The organism is Serinicoccus profundi (assembly GCF_008001015.1).
GTDB classification, from domain to species: Bacteria; Actinomycetota; Actinomycetes; order Actinomycetales; family Dermatophilaceae; genus Ornithinicoccus; species Ornithinicoccus profundi.
Map to the genome: position 1 here is coordinate 271,154 of NZ_CP042862.1, position 24,229 is coordinate 295,382.

General features: G+C 71.8%; 26 protein-coding genes. 7 read left to right on the forward strand and 19 right to left on the reverse strand.

Going from position 1 to position 24,229, the window contains the following annotated elements:
- Window positions 1–33: 33 nt before the first annotated feature.
- Together FA582_RS01250 and FA582_RS01255 are read left to right on the forward strand one after the other, a co-directional pair.
- On the forward strand, window positions 34–264 hold the full coding sequence (locus FA582_RS01250; protein WP_010147405.1) for a ribbon-helix-helix domain-containing protein: 231 nt from the start codon (window positions 34–36) through the stop codon (window positions 262–264).
- Entirely contained in the window at window positions 251–598 is a 348-nt protein-coding gene (locus FA582_RS01255; protein WP_010147404.1) for a type II toxin-antitoxin system PemK/MazF family toxin, read from the forward strand. The genes FA582_RS01250 and FA582_RS01255 overlap by 14 nt, the downstream gene beginning before the upstream one ends.
- An 18-nt stretch (window positions 599–616) precedes the next feature.
- On the opposite strand, the gene FA582_RS01260 is transcribed toward FA582_RS01255, so the two are convergent.
- From FA582_RS01260 to purB, 9 genes are all read right to left on the reverse strand, one after another.
- Window positions 617–1,372, reverse strand: a complete 756-nt coding sequence (locus tag FA582_RS01260; RefSeq protein WP_029540740.1) for a DinB family protein — start codon at window positions 1,370–1,372, stop codon at window positions 617–619.
- 35 nt (window positions 1,373–1,407) lie between these two features.
- Window positions 1,408–3,930 (reverse strand): polynucleotide kinase-phosphatase, encoded by a 2,523-nt coding sequence (locus FA582_RS01265; RefSeq protein WP_010147401.1) that lies wholly within the window; start codon window positions 3,928–3,930, stop codon window positions 1,408–1,410.
- The gene (locus tag FA582_RS01270) at window positions 3,923–5,335 is read right to left on the reverse strand and encodes a 3' terminal RNA ribose 2'-O-methyltransferase Hen1 (RefSeq protein ID WP_010147400.1); all 1,413 of its coding nucleotides are present in this window, start codon (window positions 5,333–5,335) and stop codon (window positions 3,923–3,925) included. Before FA582_RS01270 ends, FA582_RS01265 begins: the two co-directional genes overlap by 8 nt.
- Before the next feature lie 100 nt (window positions 5,336–5,435).
- The gene (locus tag FA582_RS01275; protein WP_010147399.1) at window positions 5,436–5,828 is read right to left on the reverse strand and encodes a type II toxin-antitoxin system VapC family toxin; all 393 of its coding nucleotides are present in this window, start codon (window positions 5,826–5,828) and stop codon (window positions 5,436–5,438) included.
- Window positions 5,825–6,052: a FitA-like ribbon-helix-helix domain-containing protein gene (locus tag FA582_RS01280; protein ID WP_147899714.1), complete on the reverse strand. Its 228-nt coding sequence runs from the start codon at window positions 6,050–6,052 to the stop codon at window positions 5,825–5,827. Before FA582_RS01280 ends, FA582_RS01275 begins: the two co-directional genes overlap by 4 nt.
- An 80-nt stretch (window positions 6,053–6,132) precedes the next feature.
- Complete coding sequence (locus tag FA582_RS01285) at window positions 6,133–6,756, reverse strand: 2'-5' RNA ligase family protein (RefSeq protein WP_010147397.1); 624 nt, start codon at window positions 6,754–6,756, stop codon at window positions 6,133–6,135.
- A 265-nt stretch (window positions 6,757–7,021) separates the two neighbouring features.
- Entirely contained in the window at window positions 7,022–7,627 is a 606-nt protein-coding gene (locus FA582_RS01290) for a guanyl-specific ribonuclease (RefSeq protein ID WP_010147396.1), read from the reverse strand.
- Window positions 7,624–8,004 (reverse strand): barstar family protein, encoded by a 381-nt coding sequence (locus tag FA582_RS01295; RefSeq protein ID WP_010147395.1) that lies wholly within the window; start codon window positions 8,002–8,004, stop codon window positions 7,624–7,626. Before FA582_RS01295 ends, FA582_RS01290 begins: the two co-directional genes overlap by 4 nt.
- Window positions 8,001–9,479, reverse strand: a complete 1,479-nt coding sequence (gene purB / locus FA582_RS01300; RefSeq protein ID WP_010147394.1) for an adenylosuccinate lyase — start codon at window positions 9,477–9,479, stop codon at window positions 8,001–8,003. The genes FA582_RS01295 and purB overlap by 4 nt, the downstream gene beginning before the upstream one ends.
- Before the next feature lie 113 nt (window positions 9,480–9,592).
- On the opposite strand from purB, the gene FA582_RS01305 reads away from it, so the two are divergent.
- Entirely contained in the window at window positions 9,593–9,883 is a 291-nt protein-coding gene (locus FA582_RS01305; RefSeq protein WP_010147393.1) for a hypothetical protein, read from the forward strand.
- Window positions 9,880–10,488, forward strand: a complete 609-nt coding sequence (locus FA582_RS01310) for a hypothetical protein (RefSeq protein WP_010147392.1) — start codon at window positions 9,880–9,882, stop codon at window positions 10,486–10,488. The genes FA582_RS01305 and FA582_RS01310 overlap by 4 nt, the downstream gene beginning before the upstream one ends.
- Window positions 10,489–10,508: 20 nt before the next feature.
- Here FA582_RS01310 and FA582_RS01315 read toward each other — a convergent pair whose 3' ends face one another.
- From FA582_RS01315 to galE, 8 genes are all read right to left on the reverse strand, one after another.
- Window positions 10,509–10,847: a hypothetical protein gene (locus tag FA582_RS01315; protein WP_147899715.1), complete on the reverse strand. Its 339-nt coding sequence runs from the start codon at window positions 10,845–10,847 to the stop codon at window positions 10,509–10,511.
- Window positions 10,848–10,857: 10 nt separating this feature from the next.
- Entirely contained in the window at window positions 10,858–11,871 is a 1,014-nt protein-coding gene (locus FA582_RS01320; protein ID WP_147899716.1) for an ATP-binding cassette domain-containing protein, read from the reverse strand.
- Window positions 11,808–14,405, reverse strand: a complete 2,598-nt coding sequence (locus FA582_RS16690) for an ABC transporter transmembrane domain-containing protein (RefSeq protein WP_238705457.1) — start codon at window positions 14,403–14,405, stop codon at window positions 11,808–11,810. The genes FA582_RS01320 and FA582_RS16690 overlap by 64 nt, the downstream gene beginning before the upstream one ends.
- Window positions 14,406–14,435: 30 nt before the next feature.
- On the reverse strand, window positions 14,436–15,521 hold the full coding sequence (gene cydB, locus FA582_RS01330; RefSeq protein ID WP_010147387.1) for a cytochrome d ubiquinol oxidase subunit II: 1,086 nt from the start codon (window positions 15,519–15,521) through the stop codon (window positions 14,436–14,438).
- Between the two features lie 13 nt (window positions 15,522–15,534).
- Window positions 15,535–16,998 (reverse strand): cytochrome ubiquinol oxidase subunit I, encoded by a 1,464-nt coding sequence (locus tag FA582_RS01335; protein ID WP_010147386.1) that lies wholly within the window; start codon window positions 16,996–16,998, stop codon window positions 15,535–15,537.
- An 83-nt stretch (window positions 16,999–17,081) separates the two neighbouring features.
- Entirely contained in the window at window positions 17,082–17,840 is a 759-nt protein-coding gene (locus FA582_RS01340; RefSeq protein WP_081480546.1) for a M56 family metallopeptidase, read from the reverse strand.
- A gap of 112 nt (window positions 17,841–17,952) precedes the next feature.
- Window positions 17,953–18,342, reverse strand: coding sequence for a BlaI/MecI/CopY family transcriptional regulator (locus FA582_RS01345; RefSeq protein ID WP_147899717.1), 390 nt, complete (start codon window positions 18,340–18,342; stop codon window positions 17,953–17,955).
- 73 nt (window positions 18,343–18,415) lie between these two features.
- Window positions 18,416–19,432: a UDP-glucose 4-epimerase GalE gene (gene galE, locus FA582_RS01350; RefSeq protein WP_010147382.1), complete on the reverse strand. Its 1,017-nt coding sequence runs from the start codon at window positions 19,430–19,432 to the stop codon at window positions 18,416–18,418.
- A 153-nt stretch (window positions 19,433–19,585) separates the two neighbouring features.
- Here galE and FA582_RS01355 point away from each other — a divergent pair, with 153 nt between their 5' ends.
- Window positions 19,586–20,197, forward strand: coding sequence for a maleylpyruvate isomerase family mycothiol-dependent enzyme (locus tag FA582_RS01355; RefSeq protein ID WP_033228839.1), 612 nt, complete (start codon window positions 19,586–19,588; stop codon window positions 20,195–20,197).
- Here the strand turns inward: FA582_RS01355 and FA582_RS01360 are convergent.
- Both FA582_RS01360 and FA582_RS01365 read right to left on the reverse strand, forming a co-directional pair.
- The gene (locus FA582_RS01360) at window positions 20,151–21,416 is read right to left on the reverse strand and encodes an MFS transporter (RefSeq protein ID WP_010147380.1); all 1,266 of its coding nucleotides are present in this window, start codon (window positions 21,414–21,416) and stop codon (window positions 20,151–20,153) included. The genes FA582_RS01355 and FA582_RS01360 overlap by 47 nt on opposite strands.
- Window positions 21,417–21,495: 79 nt before the next feature.
- Window positions 21,496–22,092: an RDD family protein gene (locus FA582_RS01365; protein WP_158640846.1), complete on the reverse strand. Its 597-nt coding sequence runs from the start codon at window positions 22,090–22,092 to the stop codon at window positions 21,496–21,498.
- Between the two features lie 177 nt (window positions 22,093–22,269).
- Between FA582_RS01365 and FA582_RS01370 the strand changes: the two genes are divergently transcribed.
- Together FA582_RS01370 and FA582_RS01375 are read left to right on the forward strand one after the other, a co-directional pair.
- A complete protein-coding gene (locus FA582_RS01370) occupies window positions 22,270–22,770 on the forward strand; it encodes a nucleoside deaminase (RefSeq protein ID WP_010147378.1) in 501 nt (166 codons plus the stop codon).
- A complete protein-coding gene (locus FA582_RS01375; protein ID WP_010147377.1) occupies window positions 22,767–23,534 on the forward strand; it encodes an SDR family oxidoreductase in 768 nt (255 codons plus the stop codon). Before FA582_RS01370 ends, FA582_RS01375 begins: the two co-directional genes overlap by 4 nt.
- Window positions 23,535–24,229: the final 695 nt, after the last annotated feature.

Consider the following 24,229-nt stretch of genomic DNA (forward strand, 5'->3'; position numbering starts at 1 on the left):
GTAGTGACGGTCCTACTCGGGTAGCATCGATCCATGAAGCTGAGCGTGAGTCTGACCGCAGAGGACCTCGCTGCCCTGGACCGGTATGTCGAACAGGCTGGTCTGGGGTCGCGTTCGGCGGCAGTCCAGCAGGCCATCCGCCGGTTGGAGGATCCACTGCTGGAGTCGGACTATGCCGCCGCGTGGGAGGAGTGGGTCGCTGCTGGGGACGAGGACGCGTGGGCCGCTGCGTCCGCAGACGGCGTCGCCGATGCTGCGCAGTGAGATCTGCCTGGTCGACCTCGAGCCAGCGCGCGGAAGCGAGGCGAACAAGCGCCGCCCGGCGGTGCTCGTGAGCAACGACCGCGCCAACACCACCGCCCAGCGACTCGGTCGCGGCGTGGTCACCGTCGTGCCCGTCACCAGCAACGTGGAGCGCATCTTCCCCTTCCAGGTGCTGCTCCCGATGGAGGAGACGGGGCTGCCCGTGGACTCCAAGGCCCAGGCTGAGCAGGTCCGCTCGGTCGCCGTCGAACGGATCGGTCCCGCCATCGGCCGGGTCCCGTCTCGACTGATGGCTGCCCTCGATGAGGCGTTACGGCTCCATCTGCAGCTCTGACAGCGCGGGCGGCGGCGGTCAGCTGCGAGCGGGTGTGGAGAGGACGTCCAGGTCTCGCACGGCATACCGGTGGTGCTCCCACTCCTCCTCCAGGATGGTGCGTATGCAGGAGAGGACTGTCTCCGCGTGGTCCGGGGAATGGGGATTCTTGCGAGGCTCGGTGAGGATCTCGGAGGTGGTGGTGGCGAGGAACTCGCTCACCATGGCCTGCCGGCTCTCGCGCGCCTCCATGACCTCGGCGAACGACGGGGTCTCATCGGAGAAGGCGGTGGTGTCGTAGGCGTCGCTGTCGTGATCGTCGTTGGGCAGGCCGGCCGGGTGATAGGGCTGGGTATGCCCCAGGACGGCCTTGCCGAGCCAGGTGTCGGTCGCCATGACGAGGTGGCGGAGCGTCTGGGCCAACGACCACTCGCCGTCGACCGAGGCGTCAACGGTGTCGGCGGGCATCGAGGTGGCGCGGTCGAGGGTCGCCGCCCAGGTCCGTTGGACTGCGGCCCAGGCGGCGCGCAGGCCTTCGGGGTCCTCGGCCGTACGTAGTTCCCTGCCCGGGAAGCGAGCGTTGAGCTCGGCGTCGACCATCGGCACGACGTCGACGCCGTTGACGAGGAGGCTGCTGTCGCCCTCCAGCAACCAGGGGGAGTCGATCTCCATCCCGGCGACGTCACTGCCGCGGACGACGACGTCCCCCAGGACGCAGCCCACGAATCGCGAGCCCCGCAGGCTCCTGTTGGTGAAGGTCCTGTCCCGGAGGCTCTCCGGTTCGCTGGCGCTCATGAGGCAAACCTGCCACAGCGCGCCCGTGCGAGGGGTCAGAGTCGTGGGTCGACCGGCTCGGATTCCAGAGCGAGGATGGCGAAGACCGCTTGGTGCACCTTCCACAGCGGGGCGTGGTCGACGAAGGCGGTGAGCGCATCGAGGCCGAGGCCGTGTTCGCGCCGGGCGAGCTGCCGCTTCTTTCCCAGATTCCGCTCGCGCAGGAGCGAGAGCGAGTCGGTGTAGTCGGGCCCGTAGATGATGCGCAGGTATTCGCGGCCGCGGACCTTGATGCCCGGTTGCACCGAGGCGTCGGTGAGGTGGGCCGGCTTCACGACCATTCCTTCTCCGCCGCCGGCAGTCAGGTCGTGCCACCACTGGATGGCCGCGTCGCGCTCCTCCCGGGAAGCGAGGTCGACGAAGCAGTGGCGGGTCGGGGTGATGAGGTCACCGCCGAGCGTGGCGAGCTCGGCGAGGTGCCACTCGTGCGGTTCGGTCAGCGCCAGAGCGCGTCCCTCTGCCGCCAGGATCTGGAAGGGCGCCAGCGTGATGCCGTCCAGGCCGTGCGTGGGCCGAACGTAGGCGGCGTAGGCGTCCCGGAACTTCGTGGCGTTCGCGAGGCGGCGCTCCGCCTGATCCGTGAGATCCCTGACGTCCAGGCCGCGGGCTGCGGCCTGCTCGAGGACGGAGAGCGCCTCCGGCAGGGCGTGGGTGGCTGCCGCCCCGACGGAGGCGTACTGCGTCTTGATCAGGTCGAGCGCCTTGGCCGACCAGGGGAGAAGCTCGCAGTCGAGAGCGAGCCAGTCAGTGTCCAGCGACTCGAACAACGGTCGGGCCGAGAGGCGGAGCCGTTCGAGGATCTCGGTGGTGTCCGCGAAGAAGGGGCGCCCGGTGCGGGTGTACAACGCGCCCGTCGTGCCGTCGCTGGTGCCGAACCGCCGCTCGGCGGCCCGGCCGTCCTTGGCGATGACCGCGATGGCGCGCGAGCCCATGTGCTTCTCCTCGCACACGACGCGCGTGACGCCCCATCCGGCATACTCCTCGAACGCCTGCTCCGGGTGCTCGAGGAATCCCTCCTCCGCGGAGGTGGCGACGGGCGACATCGTGGGGGGTAGGTAGATCAGCCAGCGGGGGTCGACGGCGAACCGGCTCATCACCTCCAGGGCGGCGGCGGCGTTCTCCTCAGGAATCTTGACCTTGCCGGCGTGGGTCGTCTCCAGCCAGCGGGTGCCGGCGACGTCGCCGATGCGCAGCACCGTGGGCTCGCGGTCCCCGGCGGGGGATGTGAGGGGTCGGGCCGGTTCGTACCACTGCTGCTCGGCCGGCACCGAGACGATCTCCCGCTCGGGGTAGCGCAGCGCGGTGAGCGCGCCGCCGAAGACGACGCCGGTGTCGAGGCAGATGGTGTTGTTGACCCATTCCGCTTCAGGGACGGGAGTGTGGCCGTAGACGACCATGGCTTTCCCGCGGTACTCCTGCGCCCACGGGTAGCGCACGGGCAGACCGTACTCGTCGGTCTCCCCGGTGGTGTCTCCGTAGAGCGCGAAGGCGCGGACTCGCCCCGAGGACCGACCGTGGTATGCCTCCTTCAGCCCGGCGTGGGCGACCACGAGGTTTCCCTCGTCGAGGACGTAGTGGCTGATCAGCCCGTCCAGGAAGCTCATCGTCCGGGCGCGGAAGTCGTCGGGCTCCTGCTCGAGCTGGGCGAGGGACTCGGCCAGACCGTGGGAGACGGTCACCTTCGACCCACGCAGGGCGCGTAGCAGCTTGGCCTCGTGGTTGCCCGAGACGCACAGGGCGTTGCCGGAGCCGACCATGCCCATGACCAGTCGCAGCACGCCGACCGTGTCCGGCCCGCGGTCGACCAGGTCTCCGACGAAGATGGCCTGCCGGCCCTGCGGGTGGGAGGCTCCGACCGCGACACCGGCCTCGTCCACAGCGATGTCCCAGCCCAGCCTGGTGAGCAGGCTGCGCAGCTCCGAGGCGCACCCGTGGACGTCGCCGACGATGTCGAAGGGGCCGTGCAGGTCCGTGCGGTCGTTCCACGGACGCTCCCGCACGATCCGGACCGCGTCGACCTCCTCGGTGCCGCGCAGGACGTGGACCCGCCGGAACCCCTCCTTGCGCAGCTTGCCGAGGGACCGCTGCAGGTCCCGGTGCTGACGGGCGATGACGTGTCGGCCGAAGTCCCGGTCCGGCCGGGCCGCGTTGCGTTCGACCGCCGCCGACTCGGGCACGTCCAGCACGATGGCGTCCACGAGGACGTCGTGGCTCTTGGCGAGCGTGACCAGCGAGGCACGGGCGGCCCGCTGGACGTTGGTGGCGTCGACCACGGTCAGCAGCCCTCGGCGCAGCCTGGTGCCGACGATGTAGTGCAGCACGTCGAACGCATCGGGGGTGGCCGACTGGTCGTTCTCGTCATTGGCGACCAGGCCACGGCAGAAGTCGCTGGAGAGGACCTCCGTCGCCGCGAAGTGGGTCCGGGCGAAGGTCGACTTCCCACTGCCTGACACGCCGATCAGCACCACGAGGCCCATGGCTGGGACGGTGACGGTGTGCCCGTCCGAGAGGTCAGACATCGCGACTCTCCTGACGGGTGAAGATCGCCATCTGGGTCGGGGCGCCGAGCGTCTCGTCGACCTCTCCGATGCCGCGACGCTCCACCGTGTAGCCATGAGTCTCGGCGACGCGCTCGGACCAGTCGGTGAACTCCGAGCGGCTCCACTCGAACCGGTGGTCAGGGTGCCGCATCCCCACCAACCCTTCGTAGAGGACGTTGTAGTCGCTGTTCGGGGTCGTCACGACGACAAGGCCTGGCCGTGCTGCGCCCCACACGACACGTTCCAGCGCGCCCAGCCGCGAGGGGTCGACGTGCTCGACGACCTCCATCAGGACAGCCGCATCGAACCCGGCGAACCGGTCGTCCTCGTAGGTCAGGGCGCTCTGGAACACCTGTATGCGTTCGGCCTGTCGCTCGCTCATCTGCTCCAGTCGCAGACGCGCGGCGGCATGGTGCAGAGACCGTGTCGACACGTCCGACCCGGCGACCCGGGTGAAGGCCCCGGTCTTCATGAGTCGGTCCAGGAACTGCCCGGAGCCGCACCCCAGGTCGATGACCGACTGTGCACCGGCGGCGAGCATGACCTCGAGGACGGCGGCGTGCCGCTGCGCGTTGAGCGGCAGGCGCTTCTCCTCCGGCTGCCGGACCTCTTCGTCCTCGACCGGGTCCACCACCTCGGCGAGGTCGTCCCCGAGCTCGGCCAGGCGGGCGAGGGCCACCCGCCGTAGGGCGCCGGCCCTGCCGAGGTAGCGGCGGGTGATGAGATCCCGTTCGGGGTGGGTCGGCAGCCAGCCCTCGCCCGAGTGCATGAGCTTGTCGACCTCGTCCGGGCCCTGCCAGTAGTGCTTCGACTCATCCAGGACCGGAAGGAGGACGTGCAGCTGGTTGAGTGCGTCGGCCAGACGCACGTCGCCCACGAGACGCAGGCGGACATACCTCGAGCTTCCCCACTCAGGGAATGCGTCGTCCAGCGGTATGGGGAGCGCCTCCACGGTCCACCCCAGGGGCTCGAAGAGGCGGTGCGCGATGGGCGGCCCACCGCGGCACGGCAGCACCGGGATGGTGATCTCCAGCGGGATCGGGCGGTCGGCAACTTCCTGTCGGGAGCCGCCTCGCCCGCTGCGGGCGGTGCTGAAGACCTTGGCCAACGCGACGGCGAGCAATGAGGACGCCGCATACGGGCGGTCGTTGACGTACTGCGCGAGGCTGAAGTCCGGAGAGTCTTTGCCGCGGGAGCGTGCCAACCGGACCGGGTCGACGTCCAGCATGAGGGCGACCGTGCACTTGTGGTCATTCGCCTCGGGATAGAAGACCGTGGCGGTGCCGAAGGACTGCTCGAAATGCTGCACCCGGTCAGGATGCTTGTGCAGGAGGAATCCCAGATCGGTTGCCGGCTGGTGCGTCGTCGCCACGGTCAGGAGCACGTGGCCAGTCTGCCCGAGAATCGGCCGCACAGGGCGGCTGGCCACGCGGCGGCGGGAAGGGCACCGCTGGGCCACGAGGTCGAGCCAGGGTTGCGGACGTTCAGTGCGTCTGACCGTGGAGGTGGATGACAGCGTGATGACCGCCGCTGTCGAGCTTGGCGTCGCACGTATGGAGCGGCGCCCCTAGCGCCTCGGCCGTCGCGATGTAGGCCGCGTCGTAGCTCGTGTACTGATGCCGAAGGCTCCAGATCCGCTCGGCCAACGGCGCCGCTGCCTGTCTGTCGATGACGAAGTCGAAGTGGACGTCGAGAGCGGCGCCGGCCGCGTGCTCGCCGAGTTTGCGACCCAGCACGAGACCGCGCAGAACTGAGAGGACTTCGACGTCCAAGATATGGGGCGCCGCGACCTCGCCAGCCAACGCGGCGAGCAGCTTCTCATCGACATCGCGACCCACCAAGGCCTCGACCATGGCCGAGGCGTCGATGACGATCACCGACGCGACTCTCCGAGCGCCTGGACGATGTCTGCGCCGGTGGGCCCCTCGCTGCGGTCGAGATCGGCTAGTCGTCGGGCCACTTCGGCGTTCGTGGGCCGGGAGGCGATGCGGCGGAGCTCAGCCACGACATACGCGGACAACGACTTGCCCTCGGCGGCAGCGCGCTCCTTCAGCGTCTCTGCCACGTCAGCGGGCACGTCACGGACGTAGAGCGTCGTCATGGGGCCATGCTAGCAATGTGCAAGCGTTGCTGGAGCGCAGGTGGGCGAGCCCTTCCTCAGCGTTGCCTCGTTGTCCTGGGTCACGACTGGCGAATGACGTCCCATTCATAGAGCTGGCGGTCGCGACCAAGCCGCATGAGCGTGAGAGTGGGCGTGGCAGTAAGAGTGTCACCTTTGTCTGCCAGCACCGGGGAGAGGGCGTCCACCACATCGCGTGGGTCGCTGACCGAGTTGCAGTAGGCCAGGGTGACGTGAGGCGCAAAGTTGCCCCATCTGCGAGGCCCCAGGGTGCGATCGACGGCTTGGCGTTGTGTTCGGTTCAGCTCAGCGAGCCAGGGCGGCGTGGCTGCGGTCAGCATGAACCCCTCATCAACGACGAGAGTCCTGTCGAAGAGGAGTTCCTTCGAGCCAGCCCCGACCCACGTCTCGAACACGATCTCGGCCACCTCGTCGAGCTCTGCCTTCGTGACCTCGTCGGTGAAACCGACGCCATTCATGGTGAGGTGGAGCCCCTCCAGCGGCACGGGGTCAAGGGCCGGAAGAGCATCCAACGCTGGGCGCGTGTCCTCTGCTAGATCGAGAATCGCCGGGGCTTGCTCCATGGTGAGGTGAAAGGTGTACATGCGACGCCCCACTGCCCAGCCGGGACGCCAGTGCCAATGAGAACGCATCGTGGTCAAACCCTCGGCGATGTCGATCTGCATCCACCCATCATGGATCAGCTCGAGGATGGGTCCAGCGTGTGACTCGGCGTGGTCACGGCCCGCTGCGGTATGCGTCCTGTGTGGCCGAGCACTTGCCGCTGGATCTCGCTGACACTCAGAGCCCCAGCGAGGACAACCTCGCCGTCAACGCCCAGGTGATCACCTGGGACGTGCCACGATCGAATCTGCTCCGCAGTGACTTCTGTGCTGAGCGGACGACCAGCGTGCCGACGAATCGTCTCCTTCAGCGGGTACCTCCGGTCACTCAGGGCGCGAACTCGCAGAAGCTCTCGTAGTGGTCGTCGGTGTAGTACCAGACCTCGGGGTCCACCTCGCCGCCGCCGGTCACGACCCGCTTGGCGCCACGGTGGTTCAGGCCGGGCGTCTCGACGGTGAACTCCTGGTAGTAGCCGCGGGACTCATCCGGCAGGTAGCCCTCGTCGTTGCGGAAGGTCGAGCCGTCCTTGCCTGGGTAGTCGTAGGGTCCGCCGGCCTCGACGTCGTCGACGACCGGGTCCAGCTCCACGGGGAGGATGCCGTCGGTGCAGGCGTCGATGGCGTCCCAGTCGCGGGTGTCGATCCCGACCGGGCCGTCACCCGAGCCGTCTGCCGGTCCGGCATCCGAAGGCTCCGGCCCGGACGACGGGGTCGGCTGTGCTTCGCCCGTGTGCTCAGACTCGGCCGGCTCTTCAGCACTGGAGTCACCCGATGGCTCGTCGTCCAGCGTCGCGAACGTGCCCGTGCTGCTCGGTTCGGCGCCGCCCTCGCTGCCCTGGTCGGTCTGCCGGCCCGTCTGGCCGAGCATCAACCACAGGACGAGCGCGGCCAGCAGGACCAGCGCCCCGATCGAGACCGGCCGGGAGAGCCTCATCCCTGCTCGCCCTGCTCGCCCCGGTCGCCCCGGTCGTCCTCCGGTCCCAGCGCCACGACGGCCAGCGCCTCGGCGTCGTCGAGGATCTCCGACAGGATCCACCAGGCCCGCCCGTCGCTGGCGGCGAGCGCCCCGGCCTCCCGCCACAGCAGCGCGACGTCACGCCCCTCCCACAGCTCGCGCAGGTCGCGCAGCGCGTCGGCCATCGCATCGAGGTTGCGCTCCGCCGGAGCGGGCAGCCGCAACGCCTCGGCGAGCTGCGCCTGCGTCTCCCGCAGACCACCGCCGCGCGGCGTCGTCACCTCCGTGACGGCATACCCCGAGCGAGCGAAGTGCGCCTGCGCGTCCTCGAAGCGCTCCGCGGCGAGGATGATCACGCGTCGCCCAGGTGCTCGACGAGCCGCGGCGCGAGGCCGACGTAGGTCGCCGGGGTGAGCGCGACCAGCCGCTCCTCCTCCTGCTCCGGCAGCCCCAGGCCGCGGACGAACTCGACCAGGTCGGCCTGCCCGATCCGGCGCCCCCGGGTGAGCTCCTTGAGCCGCTCGTAGGGGTTGGTCATCCCCTCCACGCCGCGGGCCGCGAGCGCCCGCATCACAGACTGGATCGGCTCGGCCAGCACCTCCCAGTTGGCGTCGAGGTCGGCTGCCATCGCGGCGGGCACGGCATCCAGCCCGGCGAGGCCACGGCTGACGTTGTCGAGAGCCAGCAGGCTGTGCCCCAGCGCGGTGCCGATGTTGCGCTGCATCGAGGAGTCGGTGAGGTCGCGCTGCAGGCGGCTCGTCACCAGCGTCGAGGCGAGCACGTCGAGCAGCGCGTTGCTGACCTCCAGGTTGGCCTCGGCGTTCTCGAAGCGGATGGGGTTGACCTTGTGCGGCATCGTGCTCGAGCCGACCGTCCCCTGGCCCCGCACCTGCGCGAAGTAGCCCATCGAGATGTAGGTCCACATGTCGGTCGCCAGGTTGTGCAGGATCCGGTTGAACCGCGCGACGTCGGCATACAGCTCGGCCTGCCAGTCGTGGCTCTCGATCTGCGTGGTGAGCGGGTTCCACTCCAGCCCGAGGTGCTCGACGAAGGTGCGGCTCACCCGCTCCCAGTCCGCGCCCGGCACCGCCTCGACGTGCGCGCCGTAGGTGCCGGTCGCGCCGTTGAGCTTGCCGAGGTATGCCGCACCCTCCACCCTGCGCAGCTGCCGCGTCAGGCGGTGGGTCAGGACGGCGAGCTCCTTGCCCATGGTCGTCGGCGTCGCCGGCTGGCCGTGGGTGTGGGCGAGCAGCGGCATCTCGGCGAGGTCGCGCGCCATACCGGCCAGCTGGTCGACCAGGGCCTGGGCCTTCGGCAGCCAGACCTGGGTGATCGCGCCCTGGACCATGAGGGCGTAGGAGGTGTTGTTGACGTCCTCGCTGGTGCAGGCGAAGTGGACCAGCTCGGCCAGGGCCTCGGTGCGGGCGGGTGCGACTCCCTCGGTGCCAGCGCTGCTGCCGTCGCTCTCGCCGGCTCCGAGGATCTCCGCGAGCCGGCGGCGCAGGAAGTACTCGATCGCCTTGACGTCGTGGACCGTCTCGGCCTCGATCGCCCTGAGCTCCTCGATGGTGGCGGCGTCGAAGTCGACGACCAGGTCACGCAGCGCTTCCTGCTCGGGCTCGCTCAGCGACGGTGCGCCCTGGACGACCTGCTCGGTGACCAGATGGATGAGCCACTCGACCTCGACGTGCAGGCGGGCCCGGTTGAGCGCGGCCTCGGAGAGGTGGTCGACCAGGGGAGCCACCGCGCCGCGGTACCGCCCGTCCAGGGCGCCCAGCGCGGGGGCGGGGTCGATCTCGGCGAGGGGCGTGCGGGCAGCGGGAAGCGGCATACGCCCATCTTGGCAGGACGTGCTGAGGACGCCGAAACGATGTGCCATGACACGCGACGGGGCTGCGTCAACGAATTATTGACAGATGCGGGACGTCAACATACTGTTGACACATGAACTCCACGCCCGCTGACGCCATGTCCCGCTTCCGCCTCGGCGCCGGATGGGTCGCGATCGTCCTCGGCTTCGTCACCTTCTGGCTCAGCCGGGTCGTCGACTCAGGCTTCGTCCACGGCTTCTTCCAGGGCGCCACCCTGGCGCTGATGATCAGCGGCGCGTACCTGTTCGGCGCAGCGCTGTGGCACCGGCGTAGCCGCGGCCAGACCGAGGACGACCAGCACTGGCTGCCCAGCCGTGACGGTGCCGCCGACCCGACCGGCCCCGAGACCCGGGACCCGCGGTGAGCCAGGTGCACCCCGAGGGTGACCTCGCCGCCCAGATCGGGCACATCATCCTCGACGAGGGCCCCGGTCCGGACGATCGGACGCTGGACGACGACGACCACCTGCGCCTGGTGCGCCGCGCCGCGTTGGCTCATCAGGTCAGCGGTGAGCTGCTGCAGCAGGCGGTGACCGCAGCCCGGTCCGGCGGTCAGAGCTGGGCCACCCTCGGTCAGGAGCTGGGGTTGAGCAGGCAGGGCGCCCAGCAGCGTTTCGGCGGCTCGGGCCGACCGGCCAAGGACGAGGACACCGCCAGCGACACCGCCAGCGACGCCGCGGGGATCGGCGCCGGGGAGGCCGAGGAGCGTTGGCTCGGGCCGGTGACCGCCTTCGACGAGCTCGGCGAGCTGGAGCTGGCCGGGCAGCTGGGCTGGCACACCGTCGAGGCCGGGATGTTCCGGCACCGGATGGTCCGGACGGCGACCCGCTGGGAGCATTGCAGGGTGGTGTGGAGTCGGCTCACCTCGAGCTACCTCACCGATGGGTGGCAGATCGGTGCCCGCGCGTTCCCGTGGCTCTACCTCGTGCGGGACACCGGCATACCGGTGGAGGAAGCCGACGCCGGCTGAGGGTCAGGAGGCGGTCGGGGTCAGCGCCTCTTGGCGTCCGGGTCGATCTCGTCGGCGTTGACGTAGTCACCGGTGACGCGGTCGCGGTGCTCACGCGCGATGCGGGTGGCCTCCTCGGCCTCGGTGTGCAGCTTGTCCGCGCGGACCTGCGCCTCCCGGGCCTTGCCCTGCAGCTCGCGGGCACGGTCCTCGGCCGTCTCGGCATACGACTCCCCGGACTGCGCCTTCTCCCGAAGCCCGGCCGCCTCCTGGCGGGCGGCGTCGAGCCGCTTCTTGCGGGCGATCATCGCCCACGCGGTCAGCGCTGCGATGACGACGACCGCGATGACGACGATCCAGACGATGGTGGTTTGGTCCATGCCCCGCAACCTAGCCGATCGCCAGGGGGGCCGCACGGTGTGACGACGTCCGACCGGAGCCCGTCGGCGCTGCCACAACGACCTCGTCCCACCGGCCCGCAGGTGGGGTCGTGTGACTCACGAGGACGAGCGAGGCGCGAGCGTCGAGGTGTCGGAGCAGGCCGCCGAGGGCCCGCTGGGCCGTCGCGTCGTCGAGGTGGGCGGTCGGCTCGTCGAGGAGCACGACCGGCCGCCGCGACACGAGGGCCCGCGCGAGGGAGAGGCGGCTGCGCTCGCCGCCGGAGAGCCCGGTCAGGGGAGTGTCGAGCCCGTCCGGCAGAGTGGCGAACCACGAGTCCAGGTCGACCGCCCGCAGCGCCGCGAGCAGCTCGGCATCGGTCGCCTCGCCGTCGGCCGCCAGCAGCAGGTTGGCGCGCACAGACCCGGCGAAGGCGTGCGGCTCGTCGTCGACCAGGGCGATGAGGCGCCGGGTCTGGTCGAGGTCCAGGCTGCGCGCATCCTCCGAGGATGGGTGATCGGCTGCGGCATGACCGGCCACGGTGTAGCTCCCGCCCGCGGGGTCCAGGTGGCGGGCGAGGACGGCGAGCGCGGTCGACTTGCCCGCGCCATTGGCACCGCTCAGCAGTATGCGGTCGCCCGGCTTCACGGTGAGGTCGAGCGGGTGCAGGTCGGGTGGGGTGACCAGCGGGGTGTCTCGCGGAGTGGCTCCCCAGCGCGCCGAGACGCCATACAACCCCAGCGTGGGGGCAACCATCTGCGACGCTCGGTGGGGGTAGATCGCGACCATCTGCGGCGCTCGGTGGGGGGAGGGGGCGACGGCGGGTTCCTGGTCCACGAGCTGCTGCAGGCGCCGACCGGCCGACCGGGCCCGCGCCCGGGCGCCCGCGATCTCGGGCACCCCGGCCCAGGCGTCGGCGAGGGCCAGGGGCACGAGGGCAACGAGCGCGGCATACGGGCCGCTCAGCGTTCCCTCCGCCCGGGCGCTCCACGCCAGCAGCACGACGACCGCCGCGGTGGCCGCCACGACCAGCCAGCTGGCCGCCAGCCCCGCCGCGCGCGCCCGGGTGAGCCGCGCCTCGCTCCGGCGCTGCGCGCGCTCGGCGTCGAGCAGGGTAGCAGCAGCGGTGAGGGGTCGCGGCGGATCCCGGCCACGGCCTGGACGGAGAGAAGGTTCTCGGTGAGCGCCGTCGCGGCGTCGCGCACCCGGCCGCGCTCGCGGACCGCCGCGTCCTGCGCGGGGCGTTCGACGGCATACCCGAGCAGGTCGACCAGCGCGACGACGACGCCACCGAGCGCGATCACCAGACCGGCGACCGGCAGGTGCCAGGCGGCGATGAGCGCACCGGCGAGCGTCGCGAGGAGCGTCGAGGCCGCCGGGACGCTCACCCGGACGTGCTCGTCGACGACGTCGTCGAGGTCCCGCGCGGCGGCGGTGAGCACGGTGCTGCGGCTGCGCGCGCCGAGGCGGGCGGGGGTGAGCGGGATGAGAGCGGCGAAGAGCTCGGCCCGGCGTCGCGAGAGGTCGTCGAGGGCGACGTCGTGGCTGACGACCCGCTCGGCGTAGCGGAAGACCGGGCGGAAGATCCCGAACGCCCGCACCCCCACGATCGCCACGAGCAGCGTCATGACGACGGGCATGGTCGAGGCCTGCACGATGAGCCACCCCGACGTCGCGGTGAGGGCGACGCCGCAGCTGACCGAGGCCCCGCCGAGCAGGCAGGCGAGGGTGAGCCCGCGGCGGCCCCCGGGGACGGCGATCGGCCGGACCACGCCGGGCGCGGCGCCGGTGGCCGCGTCGGGGCGGTCAGCCTGGTGCACGAACGGTGCTGCGGGGTCGTCGCCAGGGCGACCGGAGTGCAGCACCGTTCCTACACCACCGTCCAGGGACCACCGCTCCGAGGTGAGGGCCACGAGCGCCGGGTCGTGGGTCACCACGATGACGCGACGTCGCCGGGCGAGGTCGGCGATGACGCCCTGGAGGAGGGGTATGTCGTGCGCCGCCACGTTGGCCGTCGGCTCGTCGAGCAGGAGCAGCGGCGCCGGTGAGAGCGTGGCGCGGGCCAGTGCCAGGCGGGCCCGCTGACCGGCGGACAGGCCGAGACCGTCGTCGCCGAGGCGGGTGTCCAGCCCCTGGCGGTCGGCGAGCTGACCCCACAACCTCACCGCGGTGAGAGCCTCGACCATCGCGTCGTCGTCGGCCGCGGGGGCGGCCAGCGCCAGGGCGTCGCGGACCGTGCCGGGCAGCAGCAGCGGGCGCTGGGTCGCCAGGTGTGCCGAGGGTGCCGTGACCTGCCCGGTCGCTGGCGTGCGGAGCCCGGCGAGCAGCTCGAGCACCGTCGTCTTGCCGGCCCCGCTCGGGCCGGTCAGCACGGTCAGCCCGGGGGTGGCCGGGGTGGTGAGCGACACCTTTGTGAGGGTCTGCGCCCGGCCGGGGTGGGCGTACCCGACGGCGGCCAGGCGGATCGGGGCGGTGCCGTCCGGGATCGTCGGGGCGCGGACGTCGGCCCGGTCCGTGGGCGGACGCTCTGCGGCCGGGGTGTGGTTGGTGTCGCTCGCGGCGGCCTCGTTGCCCCGGTCACTCTGGCCGCCCTCGTCGGCCCGGTCGCCCCCGAGCACCCCGTCCGCCTCGAGGTCGGTGAGCACCTGCGCCCCGTCGGCGGCGTTGTGGAACTCCGCCCCGACGCGGCGGATGGGCCAGTAGGCCTCGGGCGCGAGCAGGATCGCGGTGAGCCCGACGACGAGGTCCATGCCGCCGTAGGCCAGTCGCAGCCCGACCGCCACCGCCACCATCGCGACCGAGATCGTCGCCAGCAGCTCCAGCGCGGCGGTCGACAGGAAGGCCGTGCGCAGCGTCGCCACGCTGGCCCGCCGGTGCCGCTCCCCGACCTCCCGCACGACCTCGACCTGGGCCCGCGCCCGCCCGTAGGCCACCAGCGTCGGCAGCCCGCGCATGACGTCGAGGAAGTGCCCGGCCAGCAGCTCCATCGCGCCCCACCGCCGCTGTGTCTCATCGCGCGTGTGCAGCCCGATGAGCGCCGCGAAGACCGGCAGCAGCGGCAGGGTCAGCACGACGATGAGCGCGCTCCACGGGTCGATGACCACGAGGGCGAGCACCGCCAGCGCCGGCACCACGGCGGCGGAGACGAGCGCGGGGAGGTAGCGAGCGACATACGGCTCCAACGCCGCGACGCCCTCACCGGCGCGCGTGACCGCGACCTGGGTGCGCGGACGCCCCTCGACCGGGCGCCCCAGCCAGTGCCGCAGCAGCGCCTCGCGGACGATCCCGACCACGCGCAGCCCGGCCCGTCGCGCCACGACCTCGCCGAGCGCCGCGAGCGCTCCCCGCGCTCCGATGAGGACCACGAGCCAGGTGAGGTATGCCGTGACCTCGCCCCGCGTGCCCCGCACCACCGCGCCGACGACGAGGGCGAGGGTCATCGCCTGCGCGATCGCGACGATCCCGGACAGGACGCCGACGACGGAGAGCCCGAGCACGGGGCCGCGGGTCGCGGGCAGGGCCCGCAGCAGGGCGGGGTCGACCGGTCGCACGTCGCTCACGCCGCCCTTCGCTGTCGTCCTTCGGTCATGTCAGCGACCCGCCCCGACCTGCTCGTCGACGACCGCCGCGTGGTGCACCTCGGTGGGGATGTGGTGTCCGGAGACGCGCTTGCGGAAGGTCCAGTAGCTCCACGCGGTGTAGATGAGCATGATCGGCGTGAAGACGAGCGCGACCACCGTCATGATGCCGAGGGTCTTCTGGCTGGAGCTCGCGTTCTGCGCCGTCAGCGACCAGGCGGGGTCGAGGCTGGAGGGCATCACGTCGGGGAAGAGCGCGAGGAAGAGCGAGGTCGTCGCCACCGCGATCGCCACGAAGGTGCCGGTGAAGGCCCAGCCCTCGCGACCCCGGGTCGCCGCCAGCAGCCCGGCGACGAGCGCCACCGCCGCGACGCCGGCGGCCACCCAGGACCACGGGGTCCCGGTCTGCGAGTGCACGATCCCGAGCCAGGCGACCGCCAGCACCGCCGCGACGACGCCGAGCCGCAGGGCGAGCGCGCGGGCGTCGTGGCGCAGCCGGCCGTCGGTCTTGAGCGCGACGAAGATCGCGCCGTGGGTGAGGAAGAGCGCGAGCGTGGTGAGGCCGCCGAGCAGCGCGGTCGGGCCGAGAAGGTTCCAGAAGCCGCCGACATACTCCATCTCGGCGTCGATCGGCACGCCCAGCACGATGTTGGTGAAGGCCACGCCCCACAGCAGCGCCGGCACGAGCGACCCGGCGACGACCATCGCGTCCATCCGCGCCCGCCAGGTCGGCGAGTCGATCTTGCCGCGGTACTCCAGCCCCACGCCGCGCAGGATCAGCCCGACCAGGATGAGCAGCAGCGGCAGGTAGAACCCGGAGAAGAGCGTGGCATACCAGTGCGGGAAGGCCGCGAAGATCGCGCCGCCCGCGGTGAGCAGCCACACCTCGTTGCCGTCCCAGAACGGCCCGATCGCCGAGAGCATCTGCCGCTTGCGCGTCTCCCCGGTATGCCGCACCTCACCGTCCGTGGACGCGCCGGTCTCGTCTCTTCCGAGCACGGGCAGCAGCATGCCGACGCCGTAGTCGAAGCCCTCGAGGCAGAAGTAGCCGATCCACAGGACGGCGATGAGGATGAACCAGATCGTGGTGAGCTCCATGACGCAGGGCCTCTCAGTAGGTGAAGACGAAGGCGTCGTCGTCGTCGCGGGTGCGGGGGTCGTAGGACGCGTCCTCGGGCACCTGCTCGGCGCCGGCCCGGCCGTAGCGCAGGGTGAGGCCGACCTCGACGACGGCGAGCACGCCATACAGGAGGGTGAAGACGATGAGCGAGGTGAGGACCTCGCCGGCGGTCGTCCCGGGGGAGACGCCGGTGCGGGTCGTCATGAGCCCCATGACCAGCCAGGGCTGGCGGCCCGTCTCGGTGAAGATCCAGCCGAAGGAGTTGGCGAAGAGCGGCAGGAAGAGGACGCCCGCCGCGGCATACCCCCAGATGCGGTGGCTGAGTCGGGGCACCTCGGTCCCGTTGCCCCGACCGCGCAGGACCCACAGGACGACCGCGGCGATGCCCATGGCGGCCAGCCCGAGCCCGATCATGAGCCGGAAGCTCCAGTAGGCCAGCGGGATGACCGGGCGGTAGTCTTCGGCGGCCGTCAGCTCGGACCCGGAGTAGGTGAGCTCGTAGCGCTCCTGGATGTGGTCGATGCCCTCGACGGCGCCGTCGAGGGTGCCGGTCGCGAGATAGGAGAGCAGTTTGGGGACGGTGAGCGCCCAGACCTCCTCCTCCCCGTCGAGGGTGCCGACGGTGATGATCGAGAAGGGGGCGCCCTCGCCCTCGGGGACGTCCTCGTAGAGCGCCTCGGCGGCGGCCATCTTCATCGGCTGCACCTCGGTCATGATCTTGCCCTGGATGTCGCCGGTGATCGCCGACCCGGCCCCGGCGAGGAGGACGGTGACGGCCCCGAGCCGGGCCGCGCGGCGGTACATCACCCGGTCGGTGCGCGGCGTCGCCTCCCGCCACAGGTGCCAGAGCGCGAAGGCGAGGACGAATGCGCCGCCGGTCATGTAGGCCGCGGTGATGACGTGCGGGAAGGTCACGAGCTGCACCTTGTTGGTGAGGATCGCGAGGAAGTCGGTGAGTTCGGCACGGCCGGTGTCGGGGTTGATCGCGTAGCCGACGGGGTTCTGCATGAAGGAGTTGGCGGCGAGGATGAAGTAGGACGACAGCAGGGTGCCGATGTGGACCAGCCAGATCGCGGCGGCGTGCAGCTTCTCCGGGATCCGGCCCCAGCCGAAGATCCACAGGCCGAGGAAGGTCGACTCGAGGAAGAACGCGAGCAGCGCCTCGATCGCGAGCGGCGCCCCGAAGATGTCGCCGACGAAGCGCGAGTAGTCCGACCAGTTCATCCCGAACTGGAACTCCTGCACGATCCCGGTGACCAGGCCGAGCGCGAAATTGATCGTGAAGAGCTTGCCGTAGAACTTCGTCAGGCGAAGCCACTGCGGGTTGCGGGTGCGCAGCCACTGCGTCTGCATGATCGCGACGAGCAGGCTGAGCCCGATCGTGATCGGCACGAAGAAGTAGTGGTAGACGGTCGTGATGCCGAACTGCCAGCGGGCCAGATCGAGTGCGTCCACGGGAACCTCGGGGGATGCGACGAAAACTACGTGACGTCGTACATCTTACGTCGTGTCGTAGACGATCGAGGCCCGGGGACTGCTCAGCTGAGGGTGAGAAGCATCACCACGGCGGCGGGGAGCGCGAGCGTCGCCAGTGCCAGGAGGCTCACCGCGATGCGGGTATGCCGTGGCGCGGGCGGGTGCGTGAGGAGCCTGACCCGGGCGGTCACCTCGGGGGTGCCGGCCGTGGCCATGGCGACCAGGGCGCGGGCGAGATCGGTCGGGCCGGTGCGCTGTTCGGCGATCCGGTCGGCGAGCGCCTCGGCCAGCAGGTGCACCTCGGCGAGGGCCGCGTCCACCCGCAGCTGGCGGGGCACCGCCTCGTGGAGCACCGTGAAGAGCTCCAGCAGCAGGTCGTGCCGGGCGTCGAGGTGACCCTGCTCGTGCGCCAGGACGGCGCGCAGCTCGGGAGTGCCGAGCCGGTCGAGGGCGGCGCGGGTGAGGACGATGCGGTCCCCGCGGCCGGGCAGGCAGTAGGCGCTGGGGTTGCCCTGGGCGAGGACCGTCACGTCGGGCCGGGCGACAGCGGCGGCGGTGCGGGCCGGGGCGCCCTCGAGGTGCTCGCCCACGAGGTCCACGAGCTCGCGGTGCTGGGTGCGGCGGCGGCGCAGGTCGGTGCCGACCCGGTGCCCGGAGACGAGCAGGCGCACGAGCATCGCGCCGGAGAGCGTCAGGGCGAGGCCGAGGAGCAGCGGCTGGGACAGGCCGGTGGTCAGCACCGCGACCGGTGCGGCGAGCAGGGCGCAGAGCACCCCGGCGAGGCTCACCGACTGCCAGAGCAGCAGGGCCGGCCCCGGCATGGAGCGCAGGGCGGTCCACCGCGGGAGCAGCCGGGGGCGAGCAGGACGAGCGCGAGGGCGGCCGCCACGACCGCGGCGGTGAGCAGCGGCCCGGGCACGGCGGGGGGAGGGCTCAGGCGCGGCGGCGCTCGACCTCGGCCAGCGCGGCCCGCAGGTCGTCGAGCTCGCCCGGGCTGGCGTCGTCGAGGAAGTGCAGCATGGCGGCGGTGCGGTCCGCCTTGACCGAGTCCAGGGTCGAGCGCAGCGCGCTGGCGGCCAGCTCCTCGCGGCTCGCGGCGGCGGCGTAGCGCCAGGCCCGCCCGTCGCGGGCGCGGTCGGCGATCCCCTTCTTGGACAGGCGGTCCAGCACGGTCATGATCGTCGTGTAGGCGAGCTCCTTGTGGTGCTCGCGTCGCTCCAGGTGGTCCAGGACGTCACGGACCGACAGCCCCGGTCCCTCGGACCAGAGGATGTCCATCACGGCGCGCTCCAGGTCGCCGAGAGAGGTGCTGCGTAGCGGCATACGTCGAAGGGTACGCCTCCCACCTGACGCTCCTGGGCGACCTGCGCCGGTCCCATGGGGTGCGGGTATGCCCTCAGTCGGGGTAGCCCTTGGGGTTGGCCTGCTGCCAGCGCCACGTGTCGGCGCACATGTCCTCGACCGACCTCAAGGCGCGCCAGCCCAGCTCGGACTGCGCGAGGGAGGGGTCGGCATACGAGCTCGCGATGTCGCCCGGGCGCCGCTCGACGATGTCGTAGGGGATCTGCCGCCCGCTCGCGCGCTCGAAGGCCGCGACCAGCTCGAGGACGGAGGTGCCGCGGCCGGTGCCGAGGTTCCACACCGACAAGGCCCGCTCGTGGGTGCTGATCCACTCCAGCGCCGCGACGTGGCCCTCGGCGAGGTCCTCGACGTGGATGTAGTCGCGCACCCCGGTGCCGTCGACGGTGTCGTAGTCGTCGCCGAAGACGGACAGCCTGTCGCGGCGCCCGACGGCGACCTGCGCGATGAACGGCATGAGGTTGTTGGGGATGTCCGAGGGGTCCTCGCCGATGCGGCCCGAGGGGTGCGCCCCCACCGGGTTGAAGTAGCGCAGCAGCGCGACGCGCAGCTGGGGGTAGGCGTGGGTCACGTCGCGCAAGATCTGCTCGTTCATGACCTTGGTCCAGCCGTAGGGGTTGGTCGCCGAGGTCGGCAGGGTCTCGGTCATCGGGACCGGCGCGTCCTCGCCGTAGACCGTGGCGCTGGAGGAGAAGACGAGGTAGGGCACGTCGCGGGCGACCATCGCCTCGACCAGGCGCAGCGTGGCCCCGATGTTGTTGCGGTAGTAGTCGATCGGCTTCGCGACCGACTCGCCCACGGCCTTGAACGCCGCGAAGTGGATCACCGCGTCGAACCTCTCCTGGGCGAGCAGCGCGTCGAGCTTGTCGCCGTCGGCGAGGTCGAAGGCGTGCACCGTGACGGGTATGCCGGCCAACTCCTCGAGGCGGGGCGTCACCGAGGGCTTGCTGTTGGAGAAGTCGTCGACGACGACGACCTCGTGCCCGGCCCGGGCCAGGGCGATGACGGTGTGGGAGCCGATGTAGCCGGCGCCGCCGGTGACGAGAACGCGCATACCCCTCATCGTGTCAGACCCGGGGCTCGTCGGTCAGGTGGTCGCGGGGACGCTGGACGGTCGCCGGTGGTCGACGGTTGTCGCCGTCGAAGCGATGAGTACGGGTGCGCTCGTCGGTCACAGGGAGGACACCCATCGACGACAGGAGTACCCATGGCAGCACCGACATCACAGATCCGGGCGATGACGGCGGATCAGCGCCGCGCGACCCTGACCCTGCTCAGGTCCCTCACCCCGGCCCAGTGGCAGCAGCCCTCCGCGTGCGAGGGGTGGACCATCCAGGAGCTGGTGGCGCACCTGACGCTCCCCTTCGGACGGCAGAGCCGGGTGCTGCGCGAGACGGTGAGGGCGCGGGGCGACTTCGACCTGGCAGCCGACCGGATGGCTCGTCAGGACGCCGCGTCGAGGTCACCCGAGGACCTGGTGACGCAGCTCGCCGACCACGTCGACCACCCGTGGCGTCCCCCGGGCGGGGGCCCCGCCGGCGCGCTCTCGCACGACGTCATCCACTCCTACGACCTCACCCTCGCCCTGGGTCTCGACCCGGTGGTGACGCCCGAGCGGGCCGGCGTCGTGCTGTCGGCCTTCCGCCCGGCCCACCTGCGGGGCTTCGGCGTCGACCTGCGTCGCACCCGCTTCGAGGCCACCGATGCCGACCTCGCCATCGGCGCGGAGCGCGAACGCGCCGAGCGGGTCGTGGCCGCGCCGGTGCTCGACCTCATCCCGCTGGCGACCGGTCGCCCCGTGGCGCCATCTCCGGGGTGAGGGACGACGTCAGGGCGCGCCAGGGGAGCGCGAGGGGTGAGAGGAGGAGGACCACCCCGGCGGTCGCGATCGCCACGCGGGTCGAGGTGGCCACCGCGAGCAGCCCCAGCAGGGTGACCCCGAGGGGCTGGGCGACCCGGGCGCTGATCGACCAGGCCGCCGACGTGCGCGACATGAGGGCGTCCGGCACGGAGTCCATCCGGTGCGCGACGAAGAGCGGGTTGAAGGCGCCTGCTGCCAGCAGGAGGAGCGTGTCGCAGACCACGATGAGACCGAGCCCGGCCCAGCCGGTGGGCGCCAGCGCGATCGGCAGGATGAAGAACGTCCGGGCGGTGCCCAGGCCGAGCAGGGCGCGACCCCGGCCGAGTCGGCGCTCGATCCTCGGCGCGAGCATGGCCCCGAGAATCCCGCCGAGGCAGGGCAGGCCGAGCGCCAGGCCGTACTGCCAGGGGCTGAGGTCGAGGTCGCGCAGCATGAGCACCGTGATGAGCGGTGAGGCGCCGATGATCACGGCGCCGAAGACGAGGGCGTTGACGAACAACAGGCGCAGGGTGTCCTCGCCCCAGATGACCCGCCACCCGGTGAGCAGCTCGCGACGCCAGTGGTGGTCCGCGGCCCTCGCGGGAGGCTCCGGCTCGGGGGTGCGCAGGCGGGTGATGCCCGCAGCCGCGAGCACGAGCGCCGCCGCGTTGATCGCCACGGTCACGGTCGCGCCGACGACGCCGAGGAGGGCGCCACCCAGGGTCGGGCCGGCCGAGGCCGCGATCCAGGAGGTGGTGTCAAGCCACCCGGCGGCCGAGGTGCGCCCCTCCCTCGGGACCAGCGCCTTGAGGTGCGCCGACCCGGCGCTGGACTCCACGACGAGGCCGAGCGAGGTCACCGCGGCGACGAGCAGCAGGTGGACGTAGATGAGCGAACCGAGGAGGTGGGCGACCGGCAACGACAGCAGGGCCGCGGCCCGGACGAGGTCGGCGCCGATCATCACCGGACGCTTGCGGCGGTGCTCGACCCAGGGCCCGACGGGCAGGGCCAGGACGGCGCTCGCGATGCCGGCGACGGCCACCAGCAGGGAGACCTGCAGGTCGGAGACGTCGAGCACGGTCACCGCGATGAAGGGCAGCGCACCGACCGCCACCGCGGACCCGGCCTGGCTGGCGGCGGTGGCAGCCCACAGACGACGGAAGTCCGCCCCCCAGGACGGCGTCGTCGGTGGGGCCATCCCCGGACCCTAGGCGACCTCACCGACAGACCTGCCCCGACCTGGCCGGGCGTGGCAGGTCAGGGCCGGTGAGGGCTCGTCAGGGCCGGAGCAGCCTGGGGTCGAGCCGCTGCTTGGGGTAGCCGGAGACCACCACGGCGCCGAACATCATGTCGTGCACCGTGCGGTGCTTGGCGTCCCTGAGGGGCCACAGGGTGTTGACGATGAGGAAGAGCGAGACCGTCATCGCGCTGAGGAACCACAGGAGCCCCGAGCGCAGCACTCCCACCAGACCTCCAAGGGTCGAACCGTCGTGCTCCCGCAGCACCTTGAGACCGAGCACCGCCTTGCCCGGCGACTGACCCCGGGATCCGTTGAGCCAGCCGAGGTAGCCCACGCAGCCGAACCACGCGAGTCCGGCGAGGTCGTCCAACGGGTCGATGAAGGCGGACCCCACGCCGAGGAGGATGAGAAAGCCGACGACGAGCGACGCGTCGATGGCTGTCGCGGCCACCCGCTCACCCCAGTCGGCATACCGGAGTTGTGCGGGAGCTGGCGGCCCGGACGGGACGTCCTCGGGGCCGCCGGGGCGGCGCGCTCCGGGCACGTAGGGCGGGATCGGCGGCGGGGTGTCCCACGGGGGCGCGTCGGTGGGGCCGTCCGACCGGTCGCGGTCGGGTGGTGGTGGCCAGCTCATGCGGTGCCTCCCGAGGTGTGTGCGTGTCGAGGATAGAACCCCAAGGGCGCCGGGCGCGCGGCAGATGGCAGCGATGGGGTCCTGGTGCACCGACAGTCTCCGGCCCGACCTCCGGCCCGAGCGCCCTCCCCGGAAACTCGGGGGCGTGCGGCGCGGCCCTGGCATACCCTCGCTGTCGTGACCGACGGCTCCAGCATCACCGACATCGACCGCACCCACCTGACCAGCGCCGTCGACCTCGCCGAGGCGGCGCTGGAGGCGGGCGACGAGCCCTTCGGCTCGGTGCTGGTCTCGCCCGACGGGGAGGTGCTCGTCGAGGACCACAACCACGTCTCGGGCGGTGACCACACGCAGCACCCGGAGTTCGCGATCGCCCGGTGGGCCGCGCAGCACCTGTCGCCGGAGGATCGCGCGGCGAGCACGGTCTACACCTCAGGTGAGCACTGCCCCATGTGCGCGGCCGCGCACGGCTGGGTCGGGCTCGGGCGGATCGTCTACGCCTCGTCCACTGAGCAGCTGACCGGCTGGCGGCAAGCGCTCGATATGCCGCCCGGCCCGGTCGCGCCGCTGCCGATCACCGCGGTGGTGCCGGGTGCCGTCGTCGCCGGGCCCGATCCCGAGTTCTCCGACCGGGTGCGCGAGCTGCATACCCGGCAGGCCGGGAGGGGAGCGGTATGACGCGGGGCACCGTCCTGCTCACCGGCGTCGGTCGCCGACGTGGCATCGCGGCCGGTCTGGCCGTGGCGCTCGCGCGGGCGGGCTGGGACCTCGCGCTCAGCCACTGGCCGGACTACGACGGTCGGGTCGGCCTCGAGCACGGCGCGGACGACGCCGAGACCATCGCGCAGGAGTGCCGGGAGCTCGGCGCCGACGTGCTGCTGCTGCCCGCCGACCTGGCCGACCCGCAGGTGCCCGAGCAGCTCGTGCGTGCGGCCAACGCGCGGGGCGACCTCACGGCGATCGTCATGTCGCACGCCGAGAGCGTGGACAGCGCCATCCGCACGACGACCGTGGAGAGCTGGGACCGCCACTTCGCGGTCAACGCGCGGGCAGCTTGGCTGCTCCTCAAAGCGTTCGCCGAGCACCTGCCGAGCGACGTCCGTGAGCGTGGCGCGGCCCGGGTCGTCGCCCTGACCAGCGACCACACGGCGCACAACCTGCCGTACGGCGCGAGCAAGGGCGCCCTCGACCGCACGATCGTCGCCGCCGCGCACGAGCTGGCCGACCTGGGGGTGCGCGCCAATGTCATCAACCCCGGGCCGATCGACACGGGCTGGATGGACGACGAGATCCGCGCCGCCGTCACCGCCCAGACGCCGCTGGGGAGGCTCGGCACGCCGCAGGACACCGCCGACCTCGTGTGTTTCCTGCTGTCCGAGGCCGGCGGGTGGATCACCGGCCAGGTGCTCTACAGCAACGGCGGCTTCCGCACCGCGGACTGACCACCCGGGGCGTCGAGGGCCTGCGGAGGCCGCCGCGCGCCGGTCCCAGCGCCCGACTCGATCACGCTCGTCACATCGGCCGCATCGACCACTGGGTGCCAGGTTGTGGGGATGTGCGCGGCGAAACGAGTCGCGCAGATCCTGATAACCCGGCAGCGGGGTGCGGCTGGTGCACGTGGTGCGACGGTGAGGCTGTGGCCGACGGCGGAGCTGCCCGAGCGTGGGCCGGGGGCGAGCCGTGTGCTGGCCGCCCATGACCGTGGAGGGAGCGCGGGGTAGGGGGCGGCGGGGTGCGTTGCGGCGCTCTGCGGGGTGCGGTGCGGCGGCGTGATGGGCGGTGGGGTTGGGGTCGGCGTGCGTATGCCGCGCGCCGGTCCGCAGCGCCCTGCTCGATCACGCTCGTCACATCGGCCGCATCGACCACTGGGTGCCAGGTTGTGGGGATGCGCGCGGCGAAACGAGTCGCGCAGATCCTGATATCCCGGCAGCGGGGTGCGGCTGGTGCACGTGGTGCGACGGTGAGGCTGTGGCTGGCGGCGGAGCTGCCCGAGCCGTGCGCTGGCCGCCCGAGCCGTGCGCTGGCCGCCCGAGCCGAGAGCGGAGCGCGTGGTCTGGGGCGCGAAGTACGTCGGTCGGCGTGCAGCTCGACCAGGTGGTCGGCGGTGGCGTGGTCGACGCGCGCTACACCCGTCGGC

Bases quoted from the DNA above. Each gene is read 5' to 3' on its own strand.
- FA582_RS01250 (WP_010147405.1), top strand. From the start codon at position 34: ATGAAGCTGAGCGTGAGTCTGACCGCAGAGGACCTCGCTGCCCTGGAC.
- FA582_RS01255 (WP_010147404.1), top strand. From the start codon at position 251: ATGCTGCGCAGTGAGATCTGCCTGGTCGACCTCGAGCCAGCGCGCGGA.
- FA582_RS01260 (WP_029540740.1), bottom strand. From the start codon at position 1,372: ATGAGCGCCAGCGAACCGGAGAGCCTCCGGGACAGGACCTTCACCAAC.
- FA582_RS01265 (WP_010147401.1), bottom strand. From the start codon at position 3,930: ATGTCTGACCTCTCGGACGGGCACACCGTCACCGTCCCAGCCATGGGC.
- FA582_RS01280 (WP_147899714.1), bottom strand. From the start codon at position 6,052: ATGACGACGCTCTACGTCCGTGACGTGCCCGCTGACGTGGCAGAGACG.
- FA582_RS01285 (WP_010147397.1), bottom strand. From the start codon at position 6,756: ATGCAGATCGACATCGCCGAGGGTTTGACCACGATGCGTTCTCATTGG.
- FA582_RS01290 (WP_010147396.1), bottom strand. From the start codon at position 7,627: ATGAGGCTCTCCCGGCCGGTCTCGATCGGGGCGCTGGTCCTGCTGGCC.
- purB (WP_010147394.1), bottom strand. From the start codon at position 9,479: ATGCCGCTTCCCGCTGCCCGCACGCCCCTCGCCGAGATCGACCCCGCC.
- FA582_RS01305 (WP_010147393.1), top strand. From the start codon at position 9,593: ATGAACTCCACGCCCGCTGACGCCATGTCCCGCTTCCGCCTCGGCGCC.
- FA582_RS01315 (WP_147899715.1), bottom strand. From the start codon at position 10,847: ATGGACCAAACCACCATCGTCTGGATCGTCGTCATCGCGGTCGTCGTC.
- cydB (WP_010147387.1), bottom strand. From the start codon at position 15,521: ATGGAGCTCACCACGATCTGGTTCATCCTCATCGCCGTCCTGTGGATC.
- FA582_RS01340 (WP_081480546.1), bottom strand. From the start codon at position 17,840: ATGCCGGGGCCGGCCCTGCTGCTCTGGCAGTCGGTGAGCCTCGCCGGG.
- FA582_RS01345 (WP_147899717.1), bottom strand. From the start codon at position 18,342: ATGCCGCTACGCAGCACCTCTCTCGGCGACCTGGAGCGCGCCGTGATG.
- galE (WP_010147382.1), bottom strand. From the start codon at position 19,432: ATGCGCGTTCTCGTCACCGGCGGCGCCGGCTACATCGGCTCCCACACC.
- FA582_RS01355 (WP_033228839.1), top strand. From the start codon at position 19,586: ATGGCAGCACCGACATCACAGATCCGGGCGATGACGGCGGATCAGCGC.
- FA582_RS01360 (WP_010147380.1), bottom strand. From the start codon at position 21,416: ATGGCCCCACCGACGACGCCGTCCTGGGGGGCGGACTTCCGTCGTCTG.
- FA582_RS01365 (WP_158640846.1), bottom strand. From the start codon at position 22,092: ATGAGCTGGCCACCACCACCCGACCGCGACCGGTCGGACGGCCCCACC.
- FA582_RS01375 (WP_010147377.1), top strand. From the start codon at position 22,767: ATGACGCGGGGCACCGTCCTGCTCACCGGCGTCGGTCGCCGACGTGGC.